The 17112-nt window shown below is 39.6% G+C and carries 16 protein-coding genes; 12 read left to right on the forward strand and 4 right to left on the reverse strand.

Annotated features, from left to right (window positions below; genetic code table 11):
* Nucleotides 1–10 precede the first annotated feature (10 nt).
* Together AA0X95_RS08700 and AA0X95_RS08705 are read right to left on the reverse strand one after the other, a co-directional pair.
* Nucleotides 11–2542 (reverse strand): EAL domain-containing protein, encoded by a 2532-nt coding sequence (locus AA0X95_RS08700; protein WP_413307953.1) that lies wholly within the window; start codon nt 2540–2542, stop codon nt 11–13.
* Between the two features lie 88 nt (nt 2543–2630).
* Complete coding sequence (locus tag AA0X95_RS08705) at nt 2631–2774, reverse strand: hypothetical protein (protein ID WP_413307955.1); 144 nt, start codon at nt 2772–2774, stop codon at nt 2631–2633.
* 215 nt (nt 2775–2989) lie between these two features.
* Here AA0X95_RS08705 and AA0X95_RS08710 point away from each other — a divergent pair, with 215 nt between their 5' ends.
* From AA0X95_RS08710 to AA0X95_RS08765, 12 genes are all read left to right on the forward strand, one after another.
* The gene (locus tag AA0X95_RS08710; protein ID WP_413307957.1) at nt 2990–3739 is read left to right on the forward strand and encodes a glucose 1-dehydrogenase; all 750 of its coding nucleotides are present in this window, start codon (nt 2990–2992) and stop codon (nt 3737–3739) included.
* A 108-nt stretch (nt 3740–3847) separates the two neighbouring features.
* Nucleotides 3848–7096, forward strand: a complete 3249-nt coding sequence (locus tag AA0X95_RS08715; protein WP_413307960.1) for a BTAD domain-containing putative transcriptional regulator — start codon at nt 3848–3850, stop codon at nt 7094–7096.
* Nucleotides 7097–7398: 302 nt separating this feature from the next.
* Nucleotides 7399–8589 (forward strand): substrate-binding domain-containing protein, encoded by a 1191-nt coding sequence (locus tag AA0X95_RS08720; protein WP_413309908.1) that lies wholly within the window; start codon nt 7399–7401, stop codon nt 8587–8589.
* A gap of 117 nt (nt 8590–8706) precedes the next feature.
* Entirely contained in the window at nt 8707–9480 is a 774-nt protein-coding gene (locus tag AA0X95_RS08725; RefSeq protein ID WP_413307962.1) for an ABC transporter ATP-binding protein, read from the forward strand.
* Nucleotides 9458–10165: an ABC transporter ATP-binding protein gene (locus AA0X95_RS08730; RefSeq protein ID WP_413307965.1), complete on the forward strand. Its 708-nt coding sequence runs from the start codon at nt 9458–9460 to the stop codon at nt 10163–10165. The genes AA0X95_RS08725 and AA0X95_RS08730 overlap by 23 nt, the downstream gene beginning before the upstream one ends.
* A gap of 18 nt (nt 10166–10183) precedes the next feature.
* Nucleotides 10184–11044 carry a branched-chain amino acid ABC transporter permease gene (locus tag AA0X95_RS08735; RefSeq protein ID WP_413307968.1) on the forward strand — a complete coding sequence of 287 codons (861 nt, stop codon included), beginning with the start codon at nt 10184–10186 and terminating at the stop codon, nt 11042–11044.
* A gap of 14 nt (nt 11045–11058) precedes the next feature.
* Entirely contained in the window at nt 11059–12048 is a 990-nt protein-coding gene (locus AA0X95_RS08740; protein WP_413309910.1) for a branched-chain amino acid ABC transporter permease, read from the forward strand.
* Between the two features lie 12 nt (nt 12049–12060).
* On the forward strand, nt 12061–12240 hold the full coding sequence (locus tag AA0X95_RS08745) for a hypothetical protein (protein ID WP_413307970.1): 180 nt from the start codon (nt 12061–12063) through the stop codon (nt 12238–12240).
* A gap of 17 nt (nt 12241–12257) precedes the next feature.
* A complete protein-coding gene (locus AA0X95_RS08750) occupies nt 12258–13271 on the forward strand; it encodes a 3-oxoacyl-ACP synthase (protein WP_413307973.1) in 1014 nt (337 codons plus the stop codon).
* A 1-nt stretch (nt 13272) separates the two neighbouring features.
* Nucleotides 13273–14175, forward strand: coding sequence for an alpha/beta fold hydrolase (locus AA0X95_RS08755; RefSeq protein WP_413307976.1), 903 nt, complete (start codon nt 13273–13275; stop codon nt 14173–14175).
* Nucleotides 14172–14912 (forward strand): 3-oxoacyl-ACP reductase FabG, encoded by a 741-nt coding sequence (gene fabG, locus AA0X95_RS08760; RefSeq protein WP_413307979.1) that lies wholly within the window; start codon nt 14172–14174, stop codon nt 14910–14912. Before AA0X95_RS08755 ends, fabG begins: the two co-directional genes overlap by 4 nt.
* A 112-nt stretch (nt 14913–15024) precedes the next feature.
* On the forward strand, nt 15025–16524 hold the full coding sequence (locus tag AA0X95_RS08765) for an acyl-CoA synthetase (protein ID WP_413307982.1): 1500 nt from the start codon (nt 15025–15027) through the stop codon (nt 16522–16524).
* A 24-nt stretch (nt 16525–16548) separates the two neighbouring features.
* On the opposite strand, the gene AA0X95_RS08770 is transcribed toward AA0X95_RS08765, so the two are convergent.
* Nucleotides 16549–16848: a spore coat protein gene (locus AA0X95_RS08770; protein ID WP_413309912.1), complete on the reverse strand. Its 300-nt coding sequence runs from the start codon at nt 16846–16848 to the stop codon at nt 16549–16551.
* Nucleotides 16848–17051, reverse strand: coding sequence for a hypothetical protein (locus AA0X95_RS08775; RefSeq protein ID WP_413307985.1), 204 nt, complete (start codon nt 17049–17051; stop codon nt 16848–16850). Before AA0X95_RS08775 ends, AA0X95_RS08770 begins: the two co-directional genes overlap by 1 nt.
* Nucleotides 17052–17112 lie beyond the last annotated feature (61 nt).

The following is a 17112-nucleotide window of genomic DNA, read 5'->3' on the forward strand; positions in this document are numbered from 1 at the left end:
CACGGCTGCCTCATTTTTTATCTTTCATGTATTGTTCAAATTCATCTTTACTCAATGGCTTACTAAATAAATATCCTTGCATTTGCACGCAATTTTTCGAAAGTAAAAACTCCTTTTGAAAGTCTCGTTCCACCCCTTCAGCAATGACATTCAGATGAAGGCTACGGGCAAAATTAATGATGGCCTCAGGAATCTCCGTATTTCGATACTCCATATCAATGTTTTGAATAAAGGATTTATCAATCTTTAAGGAATCGATTGGTAAATCCTTTAAATAACTTAAGGAGGAGTAACCAGTACCAAAGTCATCAATAGAAATAGCAATTCCCATATTTTGAAGAGTTTGCAGTGAATGAACAATTTCAGTCGAATTATTCAGAAGTATACTTTCAGTAATTTCAATTTCAAAGTATTGTGGGTTCAAAAGGCTTTCGGATAATATTTCTGTCACCCGTTTAACCATATTTTCCGGCTCTTGAAATTGACGTGCAGAGAAATTAACTGAAATCGATAGCGGTTGGGAACGGTGCAGGTTCCAGTTGCTAATCTGTTGACAAGCTGTCTTCATGACGATCTCCCATAAAGGTTGAATGAGTCCTGTATCTTCAGCAATCGGGATAAATAAATCTGGTGAAACGAAACCAAATTCTTCATCATTCCACCTGACCAATGCCTCAGCACCAAAGATTGTACCAGAGTCAGCTTTGATTTTGGGCTGGTAATATACTTCAATTTCTTCATTCTCAATAGCATTCCGTAACCGGGCTTCTAGTCTTGGTCTTTTTACATTGGATTTATTTATTTTTTCCGAATAGACCACAACTTTATTGCCGCCCATCTTTTTAGCTGCATACATAGCCAAATCTGCATAAATAACAAGTGTGTCTATATCTTTTGATTGATCAGGATACAAGCTAACTCCACAACTGGCACCAAGGTAAATTTCACTGCCATCAAGAGAATATGATTTTTTAAGGTTACCGACAATTTTTTCAGCAACATTCTTCGTTTGGGGGAGATCAAAGTTCACTAGAAAAATAATAAATTCATCTCCGCCTTGTCTTGTAATGATAACAGTGTCATTTTCCGGGAGACAATTCTTAATACGGTTTGCAACGATTTTCAATATTTCATCTCCTTTGCTATGCCCAAAGGAGTCATTGACTTGTTTAAACCGATCCAGGTCAATGAATAAAACAGATATTTTTTCACCCGTTTCAGTAGCACGGTTTATAAAAGGGGTTAATTTTTCAAGGACATATCTTCTGTTTAATAAGCCTGTTAAAGGATCATGGTAGGCCTGGTATTCTATAAGTTCTTTACTTTGATTTAAGTCATTAACATAGCTCTGCAAATGTTTAGAAAGAGAATTCACATTTTCAGTAAGTAATCCTAACTCATCTTTTCGATTTAAGTGGATGTTTTTTTCGTAATTTCCTTGCGCAATATCATTGACCTGTTCAACGATATATCCTATTGGCTGTGTAATGGACCGAGAAAAGATAAAGCTGATAATTAATACAATAATCATAATGGCAATAGACAGAAGGACATGGACTATTAATTCATGACGAAGCTCCTGCTCAATCAAGCCATAATTATAAACAAGGCTAATCACATATGCTTGGTCGTTTTTAGGGAAAACAGGCACAAAGGTTTTCATAATACTTTTTCCATTCAAACAAACCTTATATGATTGTAATTCTTTCGTTTTTATCGCTTTTTTTACAAATTTTGTATCATCTTTAACATTACGGTATTTGTAGGATCCATACCATATGGGTCTAGCGGAAATTCGTATATAACTATTTCCGTTTAGATGAACCACTTCACTCTTTTTACCAAAGTTTTTAGGATTGATGACGGATAGTTCTAAAACTCCCCGTTCTTTAATAAAACCTTCGATTACCTTCCCCGGTCCGAATCGTTCCTCGTACTCTAACACTTCATTATCTCGAAAATAGGGGTTTATGATATAATTCGTGGACCCATCAAAATAATAGCCCCATTTATCGATATGTTCGGGGTCGGAGGAAGCAATTTCTATTGGTCCAGACCAATAATACGGTAAGGATAGCCCTTTTCCAACGGAAACAGGAGTTATAGCGAACAGTTGTTGATAGGCATCATACCAATAGCCCCAATCCTTAGTTGACATATTAATTTCTTCTGGGTCGGAGGATTTTACGCCAATAATATCATCTGTAGTTTTGGCTAATAAAGTAATATGGGAAACTCCTACTTCTTTTGCTATTGATTTTAACTGTTGATTGCTTATGTCTTGGTAGGTTGGAGGAAGCTTTTGTTTTATTGCTAGTGATGCTATTCTGAGGTCCCTACCTAGAATATCCTCCACATAAAGCGAACCTTCCTTTGTTTTCTCTACTTGGAAGGAAACCTCTTTTATGATCATTTCGATTTCTTTCTCGTTATAATTGAGTAACTGACTTTTAGAACGAACATAATGAAAGGTATTATTGCTAAGTAAAATCAAGAAAACTAAAAGGCAAAAAAGTAGCGGAATCTTTTTCTTAATGGACAATAATAAACACTCCAATTTGCTGAGGAATCTTTGCTCTTGCTTGAGCCAGACTCACCCAGCATGTATATATGGAAAAATAAGAAGTGATTCAGCCTTTCTGACCGTGCAGCCACTCTTGATAGCATTCTTCACAGAGTGTTTCATTTCTTTCCATGCTTGTAGTTAAAAAAGAGACATAGTGGCGCTGTTTTTCTTCAATGTCATTAGTGCAATAAAAACATTTTTCCTGCATACTAATCCTCCTCAAAGGAATATTTTCAGTTTTAGTTTTTTCAAGCAGACCCTATATTATTACTTGAAATTTCCGTATATCATATGGGAATAAGCTAAATTTTTAAAATGCTGTGTTAAAGGTTACTGTTGTTTTATTGACAATGTTGATTGGAGCGGAAATCAACATCCAAGTTTAACACAGCCTTTTAAAAGAAAAGAAAGGATTGTTGACGAATGGATTTTCTAGATAAGGTAGTTGTGGTAACAGGTGCGGCAAATGGAATTGGACGTGGCGTGGCGTCTGCTTATGCTGAAAAAGGTGCAAAGGTAATTATAACGGATATAGATTCAGAGTCAGGAAACATGGTTGCTCTCGAACTAAGAAACCATGGAGCAGAAGTACAATTTGTAAAAACTGATGTTAAATCGGAAAAGGACATACTTCACCTATTTGAAACGATCAAAAATACATATGGAACCATTGATATATTAATTAATAATGCCGGGAAGAGTGTGTTTAAATCCCCCTATGAGTTATCTATAGAAGAGTGGGACGATATCATCGATACCAATCTGCGAAGTGTTTTCCTTTGCTCGAGGGAGGCGGCTAAGTATATGAGAGAGAACGAAAGAGGGGGATCCATTGTTAACATTTCTTCCACTAGAGCACTAATGTCAGAACCAAATGCAGAAGCATACGCGGCGACAAAAGGTGGAATTACAGCAATTACCCATGCAATGGCTGCTTCATTTAGTAACGATAAAATTACAGTTAATGCGATTTCGCCAGGTTGGATTCACACAGGAGACGAGTCAGAACTATCGGAACTCGATCATGAGCAGCATTTATCTAAACGTGTAGGCAAAACTAGCGATATTGCACGTGCTTGTCTCTATTTAACAAATAGCGAAAATGATTTTGTTACTGGTATTAATTTAATCGTCGATGGAGGAATGACTAGGAAAATGATTTACACTGAATAAACTCATGAATTAATGCTCTTTATTTGTTTTACCATACTCGTACACTTATGGGTCACAATATGGTAAAATAGTGTAAATATTGCGAAAAAAGAGAGGAGGTCTCATAAATTGAAGCTGCCTATCATTGAAACAAAACTACGAATCCCTGCTGTGAAGGATGAATTTATCAGAAGAGCAAAGCTAACACAGAAAATGAGGAAGATTCCTGACTACCCTTTGACCATCATTCATTCGGGTGCAGGTTTTGGAAAAAGTACGGCGCTTGCTTTATTTATGAGGGACGAAGCCATACAAGGGTGTTGGTATTCCATCACGCCAATGGATGACGACATCCTACCATTCCTTTCCTATGTCATCCATTCCATTCGCCGGGTTGTACCTGAATTCGGAATGGAGCTATCGAATTATATTGACACGATGGACCGTTATATTCGTGCAGAAGAACTCAGTGTATTATGTTCACTTTTTATAAATGAAGTTCTTTCCATCCCAACTGAATTAACATTGATCTTAGATGACTTTCATCAAATAGAACATTCCTATACGATTAATAGCTGGATAGAGAAACTGCTTGAACACATTCCTCCCAATTTACATATTGTTATTTCCAGTCGAAGTAGACCAGGATGGAAGCTTTTAACGAAAATGAAGGTATGTGGGCAATTACTAGAAATCACGAAGGAAGACCTGGTCCTTACCCTTGAAGAAATGGAGCTGCTATTAACCGACCTTTATGGATTAAATATTGAAGCAAGCCATTTACAAACAATTTACCAGATGACAGAGGGATGGGTGATTGCTTTATGTATGATTGCACAGCAAATTCCTCTTACACAAGATATTTCGGATCTTTTCGAGTACTCCTCACAATCACTTCAAGATTTATTCCAATACTTAGTGTTGGAAGTCTTTTCAAAACAACCTCCGATCATCCAACAGTTTTTAGAGCAGACCTCGATTTTTGATGAAATAGAGGAAGAAATTTGTGATGAGGTGATCGGGCTTCAAGCAGCTTCTGGCATGCTAGAGCAATTAAAAGAAAGAAATTTATTTATACAAAAGGTAGGGTTGAGCCATTATCGGTATCATGCGCTTTTTAAAGAATTCTTAGAAGAGTCCTTCCAAAAAAACAATCCAACTAATTATGCTTTGCTTCACGAAAGAGCAGCTCGTTTTTATGAAAAAAGAGAATTGTGGGAGGAAGCCCTTCACCATTATAAAAAAATTAACCACTATAAAGCGATTGCTTCTATTCTTCAGGAGAATGGTTTAAGAATGCTTGAAAGTGGCAAATTAGATAGCTTATTTGATCAGCTAAAAATGGTTCCAGAAATGGAGATGCAATCCTACTATCTCCTGTGGTTTCTAAAAGCAGAGGTGTATCGTTACCGCTCTCAGTACCAGGAGGCTGATGAGTGTTACAGCAAAACCTTCGCCGGTGCAGAGAAAAAGCAGGACAATTTGGGCATGAGCATGGCGTTAGAAGGAAAAGCAAAAATCTATTTAGATACGATACAACCGCAACTCGCAGAAAAAATTTTATATGAAGCGATTTCTTATCGAGAAAAATCTAAGAGTTCAGCGGAGGAAAAGGGGAAACTCTATCAATTACTTTCTGAGAATCTATTAAACTCAGGTAAATCGTCTGAAGCAGAAAAATGGATACAAAAGACGAAGGAATCGATGCTGGACAGCTTGGATGGAAATTTAGAAGCTAGATTATATCTACGAACCGGTCGTTTTGAACAAGCGAAGAAAGCGCTTTATTTTAAAAAAGGAGAGCTGAATGGAACCAATGTTGCCTCCTTGCCGCAAGCACACCGTGAAACTGATTTATTACTTTCCCTCATTGAATCCTTTACAGGAGAAGGGATAAAGGCAAAGGATCTAGCTCAAGCGGGAATTCAGCAAGGTATAAACTTAAATGCGCCATTTGTTGAAGCCTGTGGCTGGATTCGTATGGGGCATGCGGTACAAGTGTTAAATAAATATGATTTAAATCTAGCAGAAACCTGTTACCAAACGGCATTAGATATTATGGAGCAGCTGAATGTGGATCGTGGTAAAGCGGAGCCGCTTATGGGTTTATGTATTTTGTATGGAACAAGGGGTGAGCTGGAACGGGCTTTGGAGGCAGGGGAAAAAGCACTTCAGGAAACTGAAAAGGTCCATGATGTATGGCTGTCAGCACTCATTACTTTGTGTATGGGTATTACCTGTATTTATAATGATCGACTGTCGAAGGCACATCACTACCTAGAAAAAACACAGTCATTATTTTTAAAGTGTGAGGATTATTTTGGAATGATGTTAGGGCATTTCTGGATGTCACATGTTTATTTTATACAGAAAAGAACAGAAGATTTTAGGAAAAGTATCTCTGATTTTCTATGTATCGTGCAGAGTAAGGATTATGAGTTTTTCTTTCATAAAAGATCGGTCTTTAGCCCGAGGGATCTACAAGTATTTGTTCCCTTATTATTGGAGGCAATAAAAGAAGAAATTCATCAACCGTATGTGGCGAAAATTCTTCAGAATATGGGTGTAGCTATAATCGACTCGCATCCTGGGTATTCTCTAAGAGTTCAAACACTTGGTCAATTTAAGGTTTGGCTAGGTGAGAAGGAGGTTGCTGAAAAGGACTGGCCAAGAGAAAAAGCTAAAGAATTGTTTCAGTTACTAATTACAGTAAGAGAGCCGATGGCGAAGGATGAAATCATCCAGGTTCTTTGGCCTTACCATGATAAAAAAAGTGCGGACCGCGATTTCAAAGTCGCATTGAACAGTCTTCAGACCGTTTTAGAACCAGCAAGAAAAGCAAGGGCTGCTCCTTTTTTCATCATTAGGGAGGGAATGTTTTATGGGGTAAACCCACAAGCGGTCATCGAATTGGATACAACAGAATTTCAAGTATGGATTCAAGATGGATTAAATGAAGCAGACCCGGATCAAGTAGCTTATCTATTAGAAAAGGGATTAACTCTATACCAGGGAGAATACTTACCTGACCGCCGGTATGAAGATTGGTGTATAAGTAAAAGAGAAAGTATGCTTGTATACTTCCTGCGAGGTGCTGAAAAAATGGCTCAGATGCTGGTTCGAAGGGAGCAATATGATCCGGCCATTTACTGGTGTGAAAAAATGTTAGAGCGTGACCGCACCTGGGAAGAAGCCTACCGATTGTTGATGTATTGTTATTATCGAAAAAACAATCGTCCACAAGCGATGAAGTGGTATCAAAAGTGTACAGAAGTACTAGAGGAAGAACTCGGTGTGTCCCCACTAGAACCGACCAAGCATATGTACGACATGATTATTGAATCTGATAGTATCAATAACCCCATTGAGCAGCCTTAAATATATAGGGCTGTTCTTTTTTTATAGAATAATAACCTAGGAATCGGGTTTTAATTTCCTTAAAATGGTAAATTAGCCAATCACCTCTAAAAATGAGCCAATATCTGTGAAAATTGGCCAATACAGTTAAAAAATGAGCCAAACCTATATTTTTTATATGAAAACGATTTTGTAACTTCCATGTAACTTCCTTCTTTTATCCTAAAATCAAAGCTTTGCCAGTTTGTGACTATCTATTTTAAGGGGGAAAAAGAGTGAAGGGGTACAAGGGAAGATGGGCATTATTAGGATTACTTATTTTTATGATGGTTTTTGCCAGTGCGTGCAGCTCCGATAAGTCATCATCAGAGCCGAAGGACAAAGGTGGAGAAAAGACCGAGAGTAAAGAACCAATCAAGATTGGGGTTCTTGCCTCTAAGACAGGTGCACTAGAAGCATATGGAAAGCAAACACTGCGAGGCTTTGAGTTAGGGCTTGATTATGCAACGGAAGGAAAAATGGAAGTTGCCGGACGCAAAATTGAATTCATTGTAGAAGATACGGAAACGAAGCCTGAGGTGGCCGTACAAAAAGCAACGAAACTATTAGAGGAAGACAAAGTCGATTTCCTTGTAGGATCCTCCAGTTCAGCAGATACATTAGCTGTACTTCCGCTGGCTGAAGAATATCAAAAAGTGATGGTCGTGGAACCAGCAGTGGCTGATAGTATTACAGGTTCAGAGTTTAATAAGTATATTTTCCATTCTGCACGTAACTCTTCTCAGGATGCGGTCGCCGGTGCAGCAGCCATTGCAAAGAAGGGAGTTAAAATTGCTACACTTGCTCCTGATTACGCCTTTGGCCGTGATGGAGTAGCTGCCTTTAAAGAAGCAGCGAAAAAGCTAGGTGCAGAAATCGTGAAGGAAGAATATGCGGATCCTGCTGCTACAGATTTTACCTCTAACATTCAAAAGATTGTAGATGCTAAACCAGATTATCTATTTGTCGTTTGGGCTGGTGCTAACTCACCATGGAAGCAGCTTTCTGATATGAAGGTTCAAGAAAAAGGAATCAAGATTTCTACTGGCGCACCTGATATTGCTGCCTTATCAACAATGGAACCGCTCATTGGCATGGAAGGATTCACTGTTTACTATCATGACCTGCCAAAAAATAAAATCAATGATTGGCTCGTTTCTGAGCATAAGAAACGTTTTAACGGCGATGTTCCGGATCTATTCACACCAGGAGGTATGAGTGCTGCCCTCTCCATTGTGGAAGCATTAAAGAAAACAAATGGCGATGCAGATTCTGCTAAGTTGATTCAAACAATGGAAGGTATGAGCTTTGACACACCGAAAGGCAAAATGACTTACCGTAAAGAGGATCACCAGGCTCTACAAACCTTGTATGCAATTAAATTAGAAAAGAAAGATGGCGTTCCATATCCTGTGCCAGTATTAATCAGGGAATTATCTCCTGAGGAAACAGCACCGCCAATTCGCAACAAGTAGATCTATAACGATTAAGATAAGCGAGTCTGCTCCATTAATAAACATGACGAGGGTTTGACCGAAATCATCACTGGTCGCCCTCTTCCTTATTTTTAGCAAATAGAGGTGGTGAAACAGATGGCAACTCTTATTGAAACAAATGATTTATCCATTAGCTTTGGCGGTCATACCGCTGTTGATTCCGTTAGTATTTCCATCCCAGAAAAGCACTTTAAATCCATTATTGGGCCCAATGGTGCAGGAAAAACAACGTTCTTTAATCTGCTTAGCGGCCAATTAGCTCCCACAAAAGGCAAAATCCTCTTCCGTGGGAAGGATATTACACGTTACTCCCCTACACATCGGACAAGAGCAGGAATAGGCCGTTCCTTCCAAATTACCAACGTATTTCCGAACTTAACTGTCCTGGAAAATGTCAGATTAGCGGTCCAATCACAAGCAGGCATCCGCTATCAAATGCTGTTTCATTATAAAAAGTACCGGTCATTCGAAGAGCGGGCATTAGAATGGCTAAGGCTGGTGCTTTTAGATGATAAAAAAGATTCATTAGCTAGTAATCTGGCACACGGGGAAAAACGGAAATTGGAAATTGCCATGCTCCTCGCTCTTGAAACGGAAGTCCTCTTGTTGGATGAACCTACAGCAGGGATGTCACTTGAAGAAGTTCCAGCCATATTAGAGGTGATTAAACGAATTAAGGAACAAGGGAACCGAACTATCATTTTGATTGAGCACAAAATGGATATGATTCTCGATTTATCTGATTCGATCATGGTCCTTTTTAATGGCAGTCTGCTTGCTGACGGAACCCCTGAAGAAATCATGGAAAACGAAACTGTTCAGTCTGCATACTTAGGAGGTCATTTTGATGAACGACCTATTGAAGCTTAATGGCGTAGAAACATTTATCGGCCAATACCATATTCTCCAAGGCGTCTCATTAGAGGTGAAAAAAGGAGAAGTGACCGTCCTTCTCGGGAGAAATGGAGCAGGGAAAACAACCACTTTACGAACAATCATGGGCTTGAACCCTGCTTCTAAGGGGAGCATTGTGTTTAAAGGTGAATCAATACAGACATTGCCAACCCATACCATTGCTCAAAAAGGAATTGGTTACGTTCCAGAGGATCAAGGAATCTTTGCTGGTTTAACTGTTGAAGAAAACATGAAAGTCGCAATTCAGAAAGACAATGAGGAAACAGCCAAACGAATGGAGTATATCCTAAACCTATTCCCAGACTTAAAGAAATTTTGGAAAAAGCCAGGCGGGTTACTAAGCGGTGGACAAAAACAAATGCTTTCCATTGCTAGAGCCTACGTAAATGAAAACGAACTTTTATTAATTGATGAACCGAGCAAGGGGTTAGCGCCTATCGTGGTGGAGAAAGTAATGGAGTCCATTTTACAAATGAAAGAACAAACTACCATTGTTTTAGTCGAACAGAATTTTATGATGGCAAGCACGATTGGTGATTGTTTTTACATCATTGATGACGGAAGGTCTGTAGGTCATGGAACGATGAAGCAACTAAAAGAAAATGAAGAGATGAAACGGAAGTATCTAGGAATTGCTTAAGAAAGGAGGAAATTCTTCGTGGATTTATTCATGAATTTAGCCTTGAATGGTTTAGCAACAGGGATGCTCATATTTTTATTGGCCGCAGGATTAACGTTAATTTTCGGCTTAATGGATGTCCTGAATTTTGCCCACGGCGGTTTATTTGCCTGGGGAGCCTATAGTGGTCTTTGGATTTACTCCCAAACAGGTAGCTTTCTTGTTGGAATCCTTGGTGCCATTATCACTGGATTTATACTAGGAATCATCACAGAAAAGTGGATTATCAAACCAGTCTATGGAAATCATGTACAGCAAATATTAATTACGCTGGGGCTTATGCTTGTATTATCTGAGATGTTGAAGGTGATTTGGGGGCCGAATCAGCTGCAAGCTTCTCCACCTGATTATTTAAAGGGCAGCTGGGAGCTTGGCGGCGTCGTGATTATCAAATACCGTGTATTCATCATTTTCGTCGGGCTGCTTATTTTTGCCGGGGTACAATATCTATTGAAGAAAACCAAAATTGGCTTGGTTGTTAGAGCGGGTGTTATGAATAAAGAAATGGTTCAGGCACTTGGGATTAACATTCAGCGGGTGTTTATGTTTGTTTTTATGATAGGTGCTGGCATGGCGGCACTCGGCGGTGTCCTGCTTGGTCCTTACTCTGGTGTCATTCATGCAGGCATGGGAATGGAATTTGCCATACTTGCCTTCATCGTTGTGGTTATTGGAGGTATGGGCAATTTTAAGGGCTCTGTTTTAGCAGCTATTTTAGTGGGACTTTCCGGCTCTTTCATGGCTTATTATGTGCCCGATCTTTCCCTAGCAGTTAATATGCTCCTCATGGCAATTGTATTAATTATTCGGCCTCAGGGCTTATTCGGGGCAAAGGGGTGAATACTTTGAGGTTTATGCACGGAAATAGAATGACGGCCATGGTGTTAGTTGCAGCAGCTTTTTTGCTCCTCTTACCTTTTGTTTATGAATCTAGAAACTTATTTATTTTATTAACACAAGTGTTTGTGTTTTCTATTTTTGCCATGAGTTATGATCTATTACTAGGTTTTACAGGGATTGTCTCATTTGGGCATGCCATGTTTTTTGGAATTGGTGCGTATTCTATCGGGATATTTATGAAGCGCTTTGAACCAACAATGCCCTATTTCTTATTGGCAGTTCTGACAACCATTTTGTTAACGGCTGTTGTGAGCTTTATTGTAGGGTTACTAACCCTTCGATTAAAAAGTCATTTTTATGCCATGCTCACCCTTTCGTTATCTGGTTTATTTCTCGTTTTAGCTGAAAAATGGCGGACCATGACGTATGGAAATGATGGGTTTACCTTCCGTGTACCTGAACAGTTTATTGACCGGACGAACTTTTACCTCCTTTGCCTGATTGTAATGGTTGCCGTGTTTTTGATATTAAAACGCTTCACCAATTCGCCGCTTGGCCGTGTACTGCAGGCGATTCGAGAAAATGAGCAGCGGACAGAATCCCTTGGCTTCAGCATATTGCATTATAAAATTGCTGCGAGTGTGGTTTCAGGCGTTTTAGCTGGAATAGCCGGCATCTTATATGCCATCTCACTCCGATATGTGAATACAAGCGTATTTTCCATGGATATTACGTTAGATGCCTTATTAATGACCATTATTGGCGGAGTTGGAACCTTAGTTGGAGCCATCATCGGAGCAGGATTAATCGAGTTTGCACATGATTGGCTGACCGAACTGGCAAAAGAGCATTGGATTTTTGAGCGGTGGATCATCTTCTTTGGAATCATATATATTTTGGTGGTCATGTTCTTTCCAAAAGGAATTGTTGGTACATTAAGCACCCTTTCTTGGAAGCGTAAAAAACAACCTTCCGTTAAAAAAGAAGAAAAATTGGCGGGGTAGAAGGAGGAACCAGTGGAAATCAATCAAATTGCTTCCTTCGTCGTACGTTTTCAACTGACAGCTGTTGAGAAAGAGTCAGGCAGAAAACAGTGGAGAATCAAGGTGACACATGTACAGGAAGATCGGGAAACTTTATTTGAGTCCATTGAAGAGGCCATGGAATTCATGCAGGATATGGCAGAAGAAGCATAGATGAGTAGGTGATAGGTTTGCAGATTGGAATATTGAGTACAGGGATTTATTTGCCAAAGGAATATATGACAGGGAAAGAGATCGCCGAATTAGCAGGTATCCCGGCTGGCATTGTCGAAGAAAAGATGGGGATAAGGAAGAAGCGTATTCCAGGTCCATCCGATCATACGTGTGAAATGGGAATTATTGCTGCAAAACAGGCGATAGCTAAGGCTGGAATTGATCCATTAGAGATTGATTTAGTCATCTATATCGGCGAGGAACATAAGGAGTATCCTCTCTGGACTGCTGGGATTAAACTGCAGGAGGAAGTGGGGGCCTATAATGCCTGGGCCTTTGATGTCGCCTTACGATGCGGAACAACGGTGATGGCATTAAAAGTAGCTAAAAATATGATGATTGCGGATCCTGATATTAAAACGGTCCTTATGGCAGGCGGGTACCGAAACGTGGATTTCATTGATTACGAGAATCCGAGGACACGGTTCATGTATAATCTCGGAGCGGGTGGAGGAGCTATTCTTCTAAGGAAAGGTCATAACGAAAACCTATTATTAGAAACTGAACTGATTACCGATGGTTCTTTTTCTGAAGATGTGGTGGTTGTAGCAGGAGGGACTAAAAATCCTATTAGCAATGATGCGATAGAGCAACGTCTAAATAAATTGGATGTTCTTGACCCTGAAGGAATGAAATTACGCTTAGAACAAAAGTCAATGGATTACTTTTTAAAGGTCATTCGCGAATCGGTTCGAAAAAGCGGTTTTAGTGAGAAAGATATTGCATATTTAGCTATGCTCCACATGAAGAAATCTGCCCATGATTTTGTTTTAAAGGAATTAGGTTTGTCAGAGGAGCAATCTATTTATCTCGAAGACTATGGCCATATCGGCCAAATTGATCAAATTCTATCACTGGAATTAGCTTTAGAGTCCGGAAAGATCAAGGATGGAGATGTGGTAGTGTTTGTTAGTGCAGGAATTGGCTATGCCTGGGGAGCTACAACCATTAAATGGGGAAAGGGTGAATAGTATGGTCAATGTTACAATGAAAGAAGTGCTGCTACCGAACGGGGAAACACTTGCCTACCGTGAAAGAGAGGGTGGGGATACAAAGCTATTGTTGATCCATGGGAATATGACCTCCTCCAAGCATTGGGATCTTGTCTATGAAAATATCGATCCAAAGTATAAGGTCTACGCAGTTGATCTACGCGGATTCGGAAGCTCAACTTATAACAATTTAGTCATGTCCATTAAAGATTTTTCTGATGATGTGAAGCAGTTTGTCGATGCTCTTGGCTTAAAGGATTTTTCCATTGCAGGTTGGTCAACGGGTGGAGCGATTGGGATGCAATTTGTTGCCGATTATCCTGGTTATTGTAATAAGCTCATCCTGCTTGCATCAGCATCTACTAGAGGTTATCCGTATATTGGGAAAATTAGAGATGAAGACGAGCCGAAGAGATTGAGTATGCATGAAGAATTGAAGCGAGACATTGTTCGCACCATTCCTATTCAAACAGCCTATGACACGAATAACACGGAGCTGCTCAAACTGATTTGGAATTCGGTTATTTATACTCATAATCAGCCTGAGCCTGAACGCTATAATGAATATGTCCAGGATATGCGTACTCAGCGTAACCTTGCTGAGGTGTATTATGCTTTAAATACGTTTAATATTAGCCATCATTCTAATGGGTTAGTAGAGGGTAATGGAAAAGTAGATGACATTCATGTACCTGTATTGGTATTGTACGGGGAGCGGGACATGGTGGTTGTACAGGAAATGACGGATGAACTTCTTCATGACTTGGGAGATAAAGCCCAAGCCATTAAATTAAAAGATTGTGGTCATTCAGCGTTAGTAGATGATCTATCGCAATTGTTGACTGCAATGGAACAATTTTTAGATAGCGAGGTAAAAATATGAGATTACAAGATAAAGTGGCTATAATCACAGGAGCGGCCGCGGGTATTGGATTGACGGCAGCAGAGGTTTTTGCACGAGAAGGTGCGAAAGTGGCTATGGCAGATTTTAATGTGGAACAAGGTGAAGAGCAGGCAAGGTCATTACGGGAAAAAGGCTATGATGTGACTTTTTTTCAAGTAAATGTCGCGGATCGTGCTAGTGTGGATGAAATGGTTGAAAAGGTTTGTGGTGTCTACGGAAGTATCGATATTCTGATTAATAATGCTGGTATCACTAGAGATGCCATGCTATCAAAGCTCTCAGTAGAAGATTTTCAAAAGGTGATTGATGTCAACCTAACAGGTGTATTCCATTGTACACAAGCTGTATTACCATCTATGATTGAGAAGGGGAAAGGGCGAATTATCAACACTTCTTCTGTTTCTGGTATTTACGGGAATGTTGGTCAGACCAATTATGCGGCGACGAAAGCGGGTGTGGTCGGCATGACGAAATCATGGGCCAAGGAGTTAGGTCGAAAAGGTATTAATGTGAATGCCGTTGCGCCGGGCTTCATTGAGACAGGAATGACGGCAAAGGTTCCAGAAAAAGTATTAAATCAAATGAAGCAAATGGTGCCATTGGCCAGACTCGGAAAGCCCGTGGATATTGCAAATGCCTATCTTTTCCTAGCATCGGAAGAATCCAACTATGTTAACGGTACCGTGTTGCACGTGGACGGCGGAATCATGATGTAATCGAAAAAGCGACCTTACGGGGTCGCTTTTTTTATAAATGGGAACATGTAACTCACCTGTAACTAATTAAAAGTAAAATGGTTCCATCTAGTAGTGAAGGAGCGATTGTTCGGTGAGGTGGGAACTGGATTGGCTGGATAATAGAGCTAGATTATCGCCAAATAAGATTGCGGTTATCGATGAAAATACAAATAAAAAGTGGACCTATAAAGAATTAAATGACCGTTCTGATTCTGTGGCAAGCTGGCTTCAGGAACGCGGCGTTAAACAAGGAGACCGCATTGGATTGCTCTCTCCCAATCATATTAGTTGCTTTGATTTATTATTCGCCTGCAGTAAAATCGGAGCTATTTTCGTCCCACTTAATTGGCGTTTATCCATACATGAGATACGAGAAATCGTAAAAGATTGCAGCCCAGTTTTAATAGGAATTCATCTGCAATTTGAAACTCTCAGTGATCAATTTACGGACATAGGTTCAAGCTGCTTTAGTGTTGGAGAGGCGAGTTATGAGACGATCACCTCCTTTCCAAAGGGTGAAAATTTTACCGAAGATATATTTGAAACTAATCCGTTAGCGATGATTTATACAGGGGGGACAACCGGAAAGCCAAAAGGTGTGGTACTTAGCCATCAATCCATCCTGTGGAATGCGATGAACACAATTATCAGCTGGAGCCTAACAGGGGAAGATGTAACAATAAACTATTTACCTATGTTTCATACCGGCGGATTAAATGCTTTAAGCATTCCAATCCTTATGATTGGAGGAACAGTGGTACTAGGTGATCAGTTTTATGCCCCAAAAACTATTGAGTCCATCAATCATTATCGCTGCACCATAATACTCTTGGTGCCAACAATGTATCATATGCTGATCCAAACTGACGAATTTCAGACTACTGATTTTCCGACAATGAAGATCTTTTTATCTGGTGCTGCACCATGTCCCTTACAAATATACGACGCCTTTCAAAAAAAGAAGCTGGCTTTTAAAGAAGGGTATGGTTTAACAGAAGCTGGGCCGAATAATTTTTATATTAGTCCTGAAGATGCTCAAGTAAAACGTGGTTCAGTCGGAAAACCGATGCTGTTTAACACTATCAAACTTGTGAAAAGTGATGGGCAAGAAACAGAGGTGAATGAGGTTGGTGAACTGTGTATTAAGGGGAAGCATGCATTCTCCTATTATTGGAATCACGAACGAGCAACAGAGGAAACATTAAAAGATGGCTGGGTTCAAACAGGGGACTTAGCAAAAAAAGATGAGGAGGGTTTCTTTTATATCGTTGGGCGGAAAAAGGATATGATTATTACCGGTGGCGAGAATGTGTACCCTCTTGAAATTGAGCACTGGCTCGCTGAGCATCCTGGGATTGATGAAGTAGCAGTAATAGGTTTGCCGGATGAAAAGTGGGGAGAAATGGTAGCTGCATTTATTATACTTAAAGATTCTTTCCAATTAAATGTGGAAGAGTTGAGAGAATATTGTGAAGTTAAACTTGGTCGGTATAAAATTCCTAAGAAATTCATTCTTTTACATGAGCTCCCTAAAACACATGTTGGAAAGATTGATAAAAAGAAATTAAAAGAAATAAGTCAGATTAGGTAAAGGAGAACAAATTGTTCTCCTTTTTTAATGCTGGGCAAGATTTATCGCTGCTTCTGCTGCAGTTAAATCGACCTGGAGTTGTTCACTTAATTCATGTGGATGGTAATATCCATTAGCAACCATATAATTGCTAATTGTTTCATGTGTAGCAATCGCTGCTCGTAATTGTACTCTTAAAGCAGTTCTTAGTTCTGGAGTAGCTGCTTCTGTAATCGCAGCAGCATAATTCCTTACTCCCGATTTAGCCGAAATCAAGAAATCAGTTGCAATCACCTGATCTGTCATTCCGCCCATTCCAGTCATGTTTTGTAAAAACTGATTCATCATTGTTCACCCCGATTCGTTAAAAAATGCTGTAATTGTTGAATGTGCCCAGTTCCACTTGTTACATCCGCTGAGAGTATAGCTCTAAGTTCTTCATCTTGTGCTAATGCACTCATTGTAGTGGCTTTTGTTAAGCAAAGGTTTTTAAAAGTTAATAATTCATGAACTTCAAGTGTTTCGTGCAGCCCTAAATACTTAGTCATTCATCTCACCCCATTATTATGCATTTTTTGCTTTCTTATATTTTCAATGAACAGAACTTAT

The organism is Neobacillus phoenicis (assembly GCF_047302305.1).
In the GTDB taxonomy this organism is placed as follows: domain Bacteria; phylum Bacillota; class Bacilli; order Bacillales; family Cytobacillaceae; genus Neobacillus.